The following is an 11,586-nucleotide window of genomic DNA, read 5'->3' as shown; positions in this document are numbered from 1 at the left end:
ATGAGCTTTCGTCAGCAAAAAGGAAAAGCGCCTGAGCTAATGTATCGTTACCATATCAGTTCCGCTGAACTGACAGAGCTGCAACTCGCTGAAGCGGTGCGTGCTCATTGGGCTGTAGAAAATAGCCTGCATTGGGTGTTAGATGTCTGTATGGCTGAGGATGCTTGCCAAATTTATCAAGACCATGGTGCTGAAAATTGGGCTATGTTACGCCAAGCCGCATTGAATATGCTTAGAAGCGAACCGTCAAAGGGAAGCATACCAGCTAAACAAAAACGAGCCTGGATGAAAACAGCATACTTAGAAGCAGTATTACATGCTGGATTCAGTGACATGGCTAATTAATGAACACTCATGCGGTTGCCCTGGATGACACCTGAACAAAAATTTATATTTCCGCACTATATAATTTAAAAAGCATAAAAATCAATCTATTACAGTTAGCAAATACTCACCGTAACTATTTTTTTTCAACACGTTATAAGCACTTTGAATTAATTCTTTAGACACCCACTTATTACGATAGGCAATCTCTTCCAAGCAAGCTATTTTATAACCTTGTCTTTTCTCTATAGTATGAACAAAGCTAGAAGCCTCTAATAAACTTTCGTGAGTTCCTGTATCCAACCACGCAAAACCTCGACCAAGCAGCTCAACTTTTAATTTACCAAGTTCTAAATATGCCTGATTGATAGAAGTAATTTCTAACTCTCCGCGGCATGAAGGCTTAACATTTTTCGCTATTTTCACAACATCATTATCATAAAAATATAGTCCAGTCACTGCAAATTTAGATTTAGGTACTAAAGGTTTCTCTTCAATTGATATAGCATTTAAATTATTATCAAATTCTACAACGCCAAATCGCTCTGGATCTTGAACTTCATAACCAAAAATTGTAGCACCATCTGTTCTGCGGGCTACATCTAATAGTTTTGTTGAAAAGCCCTGCCCCCAAAAAACATTATCTCCCAATACTAAGCATACTGAATCGTCGCCTATGAAGTCTTCACCGATAATAAACGCTTGCGCCAGACCTTCAGGTTTGTTTTGAATGGCGTATTGAATTTCAATTCCAAATTGACTTCCGTCTCCTAACAGTTTTTTAAAACTTATATTATCTTCTGGAGTTGTAATTATTAAGATTTCTCGGATACCTGATAACATCAATACTGAAATAGGGTAGTAAATCATAGGTTTGTCATACACAGGCAGTAATTGCTTAGATACCCCCATAGTTATTGGATATAAACGAGTACCACTACCACCTGCTAATACAATACCTTTCATTATACTTCTTCCTTTGTCGTCGGAGACTCTACACCTAAACGTTCACGCTGATAACTGCCATCTTGAACGTGTTGACACCATTCTTGGTTAGTTAAATACCATTCAATCGTCTTTTTAAGACCTGTTTCAAACGTCTCTACTGGTGTCCACCCAAGTTCACGCTGCATTTTACTCGAATCAATCGCGTAGCGTCTGTCGTGGCCTGGTCTGTCGGTTACATAAGTTATCTGCTCTTGGTACTTTGATTCTTTTGGTACTAAAGAATCTAAAATTCCACAAATCGTCTGAACGACTTCTAAGTTCTGTTTTTCGTTATGACCACCTATATTGTAAGTTTCGCCGACATCACCTTCAGTCACTACTTTATAAAGTGCTCTAGCATGGTCTTCAACATACAACCAATCGCGGATTTGGTCGCCTTTACCGTAAATAGGTAATGGCTTTCCTTCTAATGCATTTAAAATAACTAATGGAATAAGCTTTTCAGGAAAGTGGTATGGACCATAATTATTTGAACAGTTTGTTACTATCGTTGGTAGGCCATAGGTTCTTAACCAAGCACGCACAAGATGATCTGAACTTGCCTTAGAAGCTGAGTATGGGCTTGATGGTTCGTATGCTGTCATCTCTGTAAATAACGGTAACTCTTCTCCACTATCGACTTCGTCAGGATGCGGTAAATCGCCATAAACTTCATCGGTTGATATGTGATGGAAACGAAATGCTTTCTTAGCATCTTCTGACAATGTGTTCCAATATGCTCTTGTAGCTTCAAGAAGAGTGTAAGTACCAACAATATTCGTTTGGATGAAATCTGCTGGGCCAGTTATAGAGCGATCAACATGCGACTCAGCAGCTAAATGCATAACTGCATCTGGTTTGCATTGTGCGAAAACTCTGTCTAATTCCGCACGGTCACAAATATCAACTTGCTCGAAAACATAACGTTCATTTGACTCTATGCTTGATAAAGATTCTAGGTTACCGGCATAAGTTAATTTATCGACATTAATGACACTATCTTGTGTATTATTGATGATATGACGAACAACTGCTGAGCCAATAAATCCTGCTCCGCCTGTGACTAGAATTTTCATTTTTATGTTTCCGAATGTACTTTAAATAGCCTAAATATTGATTTCATTAGACTAAGGGAAATTGAATATTTACAATTTTGGAGCTCAGCCTTACAAACCAAGCTGAGACACTTTTTAATCATTTTGAGACAGGTCAATCTTAGCTAACCTGCATAGAGCCTAGATTTTCTGCTTTTTCTTAAAACAGTCCCAATAGGCCCTTTTTTTTGTTTAATCTTCTTTCTTTACAAAATACCGAATTAATACAAACATTACCCCTAACATGCCACCGAGCATGGTACCCAACACACAAATGAGCGCACGTTTAGGTTTGGCTTTTTCTTCTGATATTAAGGCTGGGTCTATGGTTTTAAATACATATTCATCGCGCACTTCTGCAAACATAATGGTTTTTGCTTGCTCTTCGACTAATTTGTATAAAATTGAGCGAATGTCTGCCACATTGGTTTGCTGAATTTTAGACTCTAAAAATTCGGTACTTTTAATTGCCTCAGCAACATCACGTTCTTTCATTACTGTATTGATGTCTTGTATAAGCCAATTGACCCATTGTTGAGCAACAACTGGTGATAAATGCTCTACCGATATTGTAACCATGCCACTATCTTTTGCGGCATTAACGGCAACAATTTTACTGAAAACTTTGTAAGCCTCTTGCATTGATGGTTCTGGTTTAAAGGGAGCCTTAGCCTCACGCATCCATTTATTTTGTTCTGCATCATACAAATCTACCTTGTATGATAATGTATTGTCTGCCATGTTCCATTTTTCAGCCGCCATTAAATCAGCCAAAATTTGGTGCTTTTGAATAAACTCACTAGCAAATTGACGAGACTTCATTACCTCGATGGCCATTTTAGTTTTATCAACGCCACCGCCACCGCCTAAATTAATACCAGCCATACTTGCAAGACCGCCAAACTGACCTGCTAGTGCTGCTAATCCACCACCGGCTTGTTCAGAGTCGGCTGGTGACAACAGAGCTTCTGATTTGTATATATTTGGCTGACTTATTGCAAATACAACTGACGCCACCGTAAATACAAATGTAATGGCGATGATGATCCATTTGCCTTGCCAAATTACTGAAAACAACTCACGAAGGTCGATTTCGTCGTTTTCTACGTTTCCCATTGGTTGGGTGGCATAGGGTTGAAATTGTGCATCTGGGTTTAATTGTTTATTTTGGTTATTCATAATTCTATTTTGTCTGGGAAGTAGTTGCTAGATTCTAGGACGCTTAGCGGCTAGAAGGCGACGCTGCTATAAAGTCAAAAGATACCTGCAGATATCTGCTAAGTGTTTTGTTTGTTGCTGGTTGTGTCAAAGCAACAGCCTAGATTCTAGGACGCTTCGCGGCTAGAGCGGCCTACTATAAAATCCTAGCAGTGACGTAGTCACATCCTAGAAGAACGTAGTAAGCCCTCTGTCGAGCTACAATCCTGAAATAGCGGAAATGGCAACTGCGGTGTTGTAAATAATTCCGGTGACTTGAGTCCAAAGCGTGAGGTTATCTTTATACTCAGTATCTAATGGCACAATAACGGTATCACCAGCCGACATTTCTGTGCCACTTGCAAACCAGGCGCTTTGATTAGGTAACACGACTGAACCATCTGCTTTGATAATGTAAGTACGATCTTCATCTGCTCGCTCACGTGGACCACCAGAAAGTGACAAATATTGCTCAAGTGTGTAGCCAGTTTTAAATCTGTGGGTTGACGGGTGTTGTACTTCGCCCATTACCGCTATTGTTTGTTTTATTGAAGGAATATATAACACATCAGCATTTTCTAGCTGTAAATCAGCCTCATCAATACCCAGGCTAATTGCATTTAAGTCGACAACTAAACGCCCAACAGCTTTGATGTTCTCTAAGTCGGTTAACATCATTTGTGCATCGGCATAGTTAACTTGTATGCCGTCTTTAGAAATACCACGACTGGCAATATCTCGACGAAGTTGATTGGCGAGTTTTTTAATTTCTAACTCTTCTTGCTGCCTTACTGACTCTCTCACAAATACAGATGCATTGGGTGCAGCATATTGCGTAAAGCCACCAGCACGCTCAAGCACTTTGGCTAATGTCTCACCCCTACCAATGTTATACACACCAGGAAATTTAACTTCACCGCGAAGTTCAATACTTTTGCTTTCTTGCCAGTCTGGAATAGTCTGAATAGTTAATGCGTCACGACTTTGTAATGCGATATCTGCCGATTGATCGCCCATTAGTGCGCTAGAAATATCAACACGAATATGGGTAATACCTGAACCTGAATCGTCAAGACTTGTTCTTGTTAACTCGGCCTTTTCTATATAAGCCCCTTCAGTTAACCCACCCGCTGCTGTAATTAAATCGCTCACGGTTGCATTATCACTCAGAGGGTATAATCCTGGATGTCTCACCTTACCTGCTGCAGCAATAACTTTTACGTTAGAATGGGTAGAACCCTGTTGGTAAAGTTTACTTATTATTGGGTACAGTAATTCACCACGGCTCATTGCATTACTGACTTTGATGAGCTCAATATCGTCAAATAAATTGCCTAACATTTGCGACACTTCGTTTGAAACCGCTTTTTGTTCTTTTAACTGTTCGGTGTCACTTATAACGACACCTGCAATGTCTCTACTCGATATTTTTTTATTACCGTTAAAATCTAATGACTCAAATCCTGCTTGAAATAAATCATTGCCAAGAAGTGAATCCCCATTTAATTCCGATACACGCGCTATACGTTGCTTTATTAATTTGTTGAGTTCGAAGCGGTTTTGAGTTGAATCATCGTAGTTGAATACTAGAATTTTATCACGTGGTAGCAAAGGTAAGTTGTCGGCTAAAGAACCCTCTGCGATTGCAGCACCCAATGAAAATTGTAAAACCTCAATGTCACCATATTTATTAATTTCACGAATCACTAAAGCATAATTTAAGTCAGCAGTTGGGGCTAAATCGCCCCATAGGCTAGGTAATATATCTGCGACTTTAATCCCATCACGCCATTGGAATTTACCAGGGCGAACAACAGCACCGGCTAATGTAATTGTATTTTCAAATTGGCTTGAAGCATTTTTAACGCGAATATAATCGCCACTTTTGGCCAATAAAGTTTTATCTTTGGCAGAAGTTAGATCAAGATTGATAATGCTTTTAAGGCCATTACTGTTATAACGCTCCAAACTTGTTGCCTTAGGATAGGCCGCCGCTTTTACGCCTGCTGCCATAGTGACAACATCTGCAATAGTTTCATTAGGTGCAATTTCATATATGGCAGGTCTTCTGACTTCACCAGTAACACTCACTAAGCCGCCTACTGCGGGAATAAACACGACATCACCAGAGCGCAAGTTAATGTCGCCAGAGGCATCTCCGCGTAAAAGTAGATCATATAAATCAAACTTACCGACTAAACGACCATTACGTTTTAGCTGAACATTTCGCAAACTACCAATTTCATTGACGCCACCAGCAACAAAAAGCGCTTGAGTAATGGTTGATAAACTTGAAACGGTGTAAGACCCAGGTTTATAAGCATCACCAGCGACAAAAATGCGAATAGAACGAAGCTCGCCCATGCTGATATTAGATTCAATACCAATCATTTGTTGCTTAATTTTTTCACTAATTGAGTCTCTTACTTCTGAAAAACTCATACCATGAAGTTGGATTGGACCTAATGATGGAAATTGAATACTGCCGTTGCGACCAATGGTTAAACTATATTGTTGATTCTCTTTGCCATAAAGTTGCACGTTAATGGTATCGCCAGGACCAACCATGTATTCACTTGGGACTGGTACATCTGAAACAGGGGCGAAAGTAGTTGGTTCGCCAGCAAACATATCGTAACCGAAGCGGTTTAGCTCATTACGCTGATTATCTTGTTTGAAATCAAGCTCGGTATTGGCATTTTGAGTTTGTGCATTAGCTCCGTTCACTACTCGTTCAGAGACAACTTGCGGGTTTTCCACTCTTGTATTGGTACTACTGCCACCAAATGATGATGGGTCTATACCATATTGTTGGGCTATTCTTGCTTGTTCTGACTTAGGCAGTTGCTTGAATTGCTCTATCATCTGAGGCGACGGCGTTACCGCCTGTACTTGCGTACTGAAAATAATAATGGCTGACAAGCCAGCAATTAACATGTTTTTGGTTTTATGCAACACCAGGTATCTCCAATATTATTTTAAAAATAGGTTGTTAAGTAATAGGGGCTAGGAACTCGCAAGCTCGCCAGAGAGAGGACTACATCCTTCTAAGTTCAGCAGCAAAGCGTCCTATTTCAGACACGCTACCGACCCGCGTGGCGGCCAGAGGCCTGATTCAGTACATCCTGTACTTCTCTATTCGAGCCAGCTAAAGCTGTTAGTGATTGTTCCAGACAATCACTTTCGGCGTCTGCTTAACGAATGAAAACTTTTCATTCGATGTCTTTATAAAATACGTCCTGTATTTTCCCCTGCGGGCCAGCTGAAGCTGTTAATAATTGTTCCTGACAATTATTTTCAGGCACGCTACCGACCCGCGTGGCGGGCGAGACGCCCTTCGGCGTTCACTAAAAGACAGAAACTATTCTGTCTTTTGCCTTTATAAAATACGTCCTGTACTTTTTCCCTTTGGGCCAGCTAAAGCTGTTAACAATTGTTCCAGACAATTCTTTTCAGGCACGCTACCGCCCCGCGTGGCGGGCGAGACGCCCTTCGGCGTTCACTAAAAGACAGAAACTATTCTGTCTTTTGCCTTTATAAAATACGTCCTGTATTTTTCCCTTTGGGCCAGCTAAAGCTGTTAACAATTGTTCCAGACAATTCTTTTCAGGCACGCTACCGCCCATGGATTACGGCTTCCAACTTGCCCTTCGCTATGCGAACTTTTAAATTTTTATGTACATATTTGCGCTATTTTTACGTTTTATACGTAATCAGGCGCGGAATTATACTCAAAAAAGCACTGAGATGCTTTAGTTAAGATTCTAATGAACATTAAATATGTTAAACAAACGTTTAAAAACGACCTAATTGCTTACATCTCGCACACTTTGGTACAGTTTTAATCATTTCAGAGTCGTTATTGAAGCAACCCTATGGCAAATATCTTACAAATGAACAAGCTTAACACTGTACTTCTTTAAAAAGGACAACCATATTCTGTCGTAAATCAAGCAGACTTAAGGTTACTCAATTCGACTAAAATCCGTTTTTGCTGCCCCATAATAGTAAACAATACATGGCAACGTTTATCTGGATTGTTTTCGTCGAATATGGCTTCAAGATCTTTAAATGGGCCGTCAACGAAAGTGACTTTATCACCTTTACTTAGCGGTTTTTCAACTTCAGGGACATGCCCTTGAACGCGCCTTTTAAGCGCTGAAATTATTCGGTCGTCAATGGGAGTCATGTCTTCTCGACAGCCGACTATACGATTAGCACCACGTGTATTGTGGATTTTGCTTACGCTAGTGACTTCTGGATCGAAATAGATAAACAGATAACTTGGGAAAAGAGGTGCCGTAACCATTTGGGTTTTATTACGAACCTTTTTTTGTTGGCTAATCATAGGTAAATAGCTTTCGACTTCTTGCAAAGCCAAATTTTGCTGTGCACGTAATTCTTCACGCGGTTTGCAATACAGTAGATACCAGGATTTCATTGTTACTCGCTTGTTTAAATTTACTCATTAGTCTGAGTAAGTGACGTCCAATTCACAACAGCAAATCATAACAAACTTAGCGAATATTTTGAATCCATTTGTGTACTGAGTGCCTATTAATACGCCACCTCTTTGACATATTGACTCATTAAAACAGTTTTAACGTTAGTGGTGGTTCTAAGATATTGATTTGCTTATACCGATTAAAAAACTGTGCGATTTTATGGTATTCATAACGGTTAACTATTATTTATCTGTTGCTAATAAAATAAACCCCGATTGAATATCGGGGTTTGGTAAACGCTACAAGGCTATTGATTAAAATCGCGCCTATTGGCCTGATTTAGGTGGGTAATTCATCATGACTGAACCGATTGCATGATTAATTGTTTCTACTCGCTCTTGTGGGGTGCTTTGCTCTCTAACGGTGTCGGCAATTGTGCCGCGCCATACGAGTTTACCGGTTTTATTGTCGACTAAATCGACCATTAGTGTACCGACTTCGTATTCACGTACTATCGTTTCTGTTTGCATTGAGCCAGCTAAACCCCAACGTGGACCATAGTATGGGTTATAACCAAAATGACTATTAAAGGTGTCGACGTTAATTTTTTTATCGACTTTTGTAATGTAATTGACTAATAAATCAGCGTTAGGTTTATCGACTTTACTGATGCCTTTTTGGCTTAATTGGGTTTCAATTGCCACTCGGACGCGTTGGTCCATTAGGCCATCTAAATGGTATTCAGTTTCGGTATTGTTTTTTTCTACCCAGGCGTAAGACTGGTATTGGCTGAAGTTTACCGATGGGTCAAAGTCTGAACTTGATTTTAAGGTGCTACAAGCGCTTAGCGCTAATACCGCGGCGGCGATAAACAGTTTTTTCATTACAGACTCCAAAACAATATGTTAATGCATATAAGCTTATAGAGCGCAAAGATGTTGTCAAGTTAACTAGAATTTATAAATGTAGGTTATAGGTTATAAGGACTAGGTTCTTGGAACTCGCAAGCTCGTCAGAGTCCTTTTAGGTTCTAGGCACCGTCCTCGACTGCTTTTACCCCGGCTTTGTAAGCGTTACCGGGACGGATTCTAGGTCTAGGTTCTAGCAGCGTAGCGCCTCCTAAACCCCGTAAGATAAGCGTTCTGTACCCCCGTAATCGCCTTTAAAATCTACTGAAACACCTGGGTTCCGGCTCAAAAGCATTACCGGAACGACGTGTTCTAGCAGCGTAGCGCCTTAGCACCGAAGGGGCCTAAAATCCGTAAGATAAGCGTTCTCTACTCCGTAATCGCTTTTAAAATCTACCGGAACACCTGGGTTCCGGCTCAAAAGCATTACCGGAACGACGTGATCTAGCAGCGTAGCGCCTTAGCACCGAAGGGGCCTAAAACCCGTAAGATAAGCGTTCTGTACTCCGTAATCGCTTTTAAAATCTACCGGAACACCTGGGTTCCGGCTCAACAGCATTACCGGAACGACGTGATCTAGCAGCGTAGCGCCTTAGCACCGAAGGGGCCTAAAACCCGTAAGATAAGCGTTCTCTACTCCGTAATCGCTTTTAAAATCTACTGAAACACCTGGGTTCCGGCTCAACAGCATTACCGGAACGACGTGATCTAGCAGCGTAGCGCCTTAGCAGCGAAGGAGCCTAAACCCCGTAAGATAAGCGTTCTGTACTCCGTAATCGCTTTTAAAATCTACTGAAACACCTGGATTCCGGCTCAACAGCATTACCGGAACGACGTGATCTAGCAGCGTAGCGTCCTACAAGTGACGAAGTCACGCCCTATCTCCTATCCTTTATTACTGATCCATACGGTTTGGTATGGTTGCAGTTGTATTGTTTTGGTGATGTCTTCGATTTGGATCCCGGTGAGTAAATCAATCCAGTATTCTGAAATCACTAGATTGAGCTCATTGATGGGTAAATCAGTCACTTGGTCTGAGACGTTACTGATGCAAAAAATACTTTGTTTACGGTTACGACTTTGACGCCAAAAACCAAATAGTTGCAGGCCTAGGTGTAAGGTAAATTGCGTGGCATTGGGGTGAAATGCAATTTGTTGTGTGCGTATATTGATAAGCTTTGTCATTGCAGACAATACCTGGCTGTGAGTACTTTGAGCATCACTTAACTGCTGCTTTAAATTGTCTAGCTCCCAACGATGACGGTTGATGGCTCGGTTGTGCGAGGTATTGGCTAGCTTTTCATAATCATTACGTGTACCCAGTAAGCTGTGTATGTATATTCCAGGAATGCCTTCTAGCGCTAGCATGATGCTATGAGCACACATAAAGCGTTGCATACCCCAAGTATCCTTACCTTTTGTGGTGCCTTTTAGGGCATCGTAAAGCGCGATGTTCATTTCGTACGGTTTTTGGGCGCCTGTTTCGGTGGTTCGTGCCGATATTTGGCCGCCAAATTGCTTCATAGTGTCGACGAGCGTTTCAATTTCATCGTCATCTAATAAGCCTTCGACTGGGCGCAAACCGATACCATCATGCGATGCGATAAAGTTAAAGTATGTGGTGCCATCTTGGGCTGGCGGCATACTCATGAGCCAGCGCTTTAAATATAAACAACTGCCAGTGATTAAGGTGTTAATGAGCAAGGGAGGCAGTGAAAAATTATAAATACAGTGGGCTTCGTTGGCATTGCCAAAGTACGTTAGATTTTGTGTGTTAGGGATATTGGTTTCGGTAATGATCATTGCATCGTTTTGTGCATGTTCAATAAGGGTGCGCAATAAACGAATGACCTCGTGCGTTTGCGGCAAATTGATTGATTTAGTTCCTACCACTTTCCATAAAAATGCGACTGCATCTAGCCTAAAGATACTGACACCCGCATCCAGATATTGACGAATAATTGTCACAAATTCGATTAAGACTTGTGGGTTTCTAAAGTCGAAGTCGACTTGATCGTGGCTAAAGGTAGACCACACATATTGTGTTCCGCTAGGTGTTTCTGTAGGTCTTAGCAGTGCCGATGTGCGCGGCCTAACAACATCAGATAAATCATCGTTTGGTTGTGCGGTAAAAAAGTAATCATGACCAGGGCCATCACCTTTGCAGAAGTTATCAAACCACAAGCTTCGGCTTGAGCAGTGATTAATGACTAAGTCTGACATTAACCGACGTTTACTTGCGATAGCACTGATATCAGCCCAGTCTCCTAAACTCTCGTTGACACTAGAGTAGTCAATAACGGCAAAGCCATCGTCTGAGCTGTAGGGGAAAAATGGCAAAATATGCACGCCATTGATACAACTAACATAACTGTCGATAAATTGTGACAATGTAGTCAGTGGCCGCTCACCTTGCTGCAAAACACTATCACCGTACGTGATCATGATGGTGTCTTTTTCAGACCAGTGATTGGCAAAAGGTTCTGGTACCTGGCTAAACTCGGTAATACGCATGATCGCTATGAGTTTTTGTGCCAAGCTGACAATCGGTATGTCGAGATCAATGTCTTTATAGATACACTCAAGTTGATGTTGCAGTTTTTGCTGTAGCCCATCCATTACTGACATAAG

The 11,586-nt window shown here is 41.1% G+C and carries 8 protein-coding genes; 1 reads left to right on the top strand and 7 read right to left on the bottom strand.

All coding sequences use genetic code 11. From position 1 onward, the window contains the following. Nucleotides 1-345: ISAs1 family transposase (locus GQA99_RS06775; protein WP_160053128.1), on the top strand; the 345-nt coding region annotated here is incomplete at its 5' end. Nucleotides 346-426: 81 nt separating this feature from the next. Here the strand turns inward: GQA99_RS06775 and rfbA are convergent. The 7 genes from rfbA to GQA99_RS06740 form a co-directional block, all read right to left on the bottom strand. Further along, complete coding sequence (gene rfbA, locus GQA99_RS06770; protein WP_160053127.1) at nt 427-1,290, bottom strand: glucose-1-phosphate thymidylyltransferase RfbA; 864 nt, start codon at nt 1,288-1,290, stop codon at nt 427-429. Beyond that, the gene (gene rfbB / locus GQA99_RS06765) at nt 1,290-2,387 is read right to left on the bottom strand and encodes a dTDP-glucose 4,6-dehydratase (protein WP_160053126.1); all 1,098 of its coding nucleotides are present in this window, start codon (nt 2,385-2,387) and stop codon (nt 1,290-1,292) included. Before rfbB ends, rfbA begins: the two co-directional genes overlap by 1 nt. 210 nt (nt 2,388-2,597) lie before the next feature. After that, a complete protein-coding gene (locus GQA99_RS06760) occupies nt 2,598-3,584 on the bottom strand; it encodes a Wzz/FepE/Etk N-terminal domain-containing protein (RefSeq protein ID WP_160053125.1) in 987 nt (328 codons plus the stop codon). Nucleotides 3,585-3,821: 237 nt separating this feature from the next. After that, nucleotides 3,822-6,560 (bottom strand): SLBB domain-containing protein, encoded by a 2,739-nt coding sequence (locus tag GQA99_RS06755; protein ID WP_160053124.1) that lies wholly within the window; start codon nt 6,558-6,560, stop codon nt 3,822-3,824. Between the two features lie 991 nt (nt 6,561-7,551). Next, nucleotides 7,552-8,043 (bottom strand): transcription/translation regulatory transformer protein RfaH, encoded by a 492-nt coding sequence (rfaH, locus tag GQA99_RS06750; RefSeq protein ID WP_160053123.1) that lies wholly within the window; start codon nt 8,041-8,043, stop codon nt 7,552-7,554. A 330-nt stretch (nt 8,044-8,373) separates the two neighbouring features. Beyond that, complete coding sequence (locus GQA99_RS06745; protein WP_160053122.1) at nt 8,374-8,931, bottom strand: DUF4136 domain-containing protein; 558 nt, start codon at nt 8,929-8,931, stop codon at nt 8,374-8,376. Nucleotides 8,932-9,840: 909 nt separating this feature from the next. Beyond that, nucleotides 9,841-11,583 (bottom strand): sugar phosphorylase, encoded by a 1,743-nt coding sequence (locus GQA99_RS06740; protein ID WP_160053121.1) that lies wholly within the window; start codon nt 11,581-11,583, stop codon nt 9,841-9,843. Nucleotides 11,584-11,586 lie beyond the last annotated feature (3 nt).

The sequence above is a fragment of the Shewanella litoralis genome, assembly GCF_009828585.1.
Classification (GTDB): Bacteria; Pseudomonadota; Gammaproteobacteria; order Enterobacterales; family Shewanellaceae; genus Shewanella; species Shewanella litoralis.
The sequence above is the reverse complement of the archived record's forward strand: the minus strand, read 5'-3'. Positions and strand labels throughout refer to the sequence as shown.

Coding starts and splice junctions, on each gene's coding strand:
- rfaH (WP_160053123.1), bottom strand. CDS start 8,043: ATGAAATCCTGGTATCTACTGTATTGCAAACCGCGTGAAGAATTACGT.
- GQA99_RS06740 (WP_160053121.1), bottom strand. CDS start 11,583: ATGTCAGTAATGGATGGGCTACAGCAAAAACTGCAACATCAACTTGAG.
- rfbB (WP_160053126.1), bottom strand. CDS start 2,387: ATGAAAATTCTAGTCACAGGCGGAGCAGGATTTATTGGCTCAGCAGTT.
- rfbA (WP_160053127.1), bottom strand. CDS start 1,290: ATGAAAGGTATTGTATTAGCAGGTGGTAGTGGTACTCGTTTATATCCA.
- GQA99_RS06760 (WP_160053125.1), bottom strand. CDS start 3,584: ATGAATAACCAAAATAAACAATTAAACCCAGATGCACAATTTCAACCC.
- GQA99_RS06745 (WP_160053122.1), bottom strand. CDS start 8,931: ATGAAAAAACTGTTTATCGCCGCCGCGGTATTAGCGCTAAGCGCTTGT.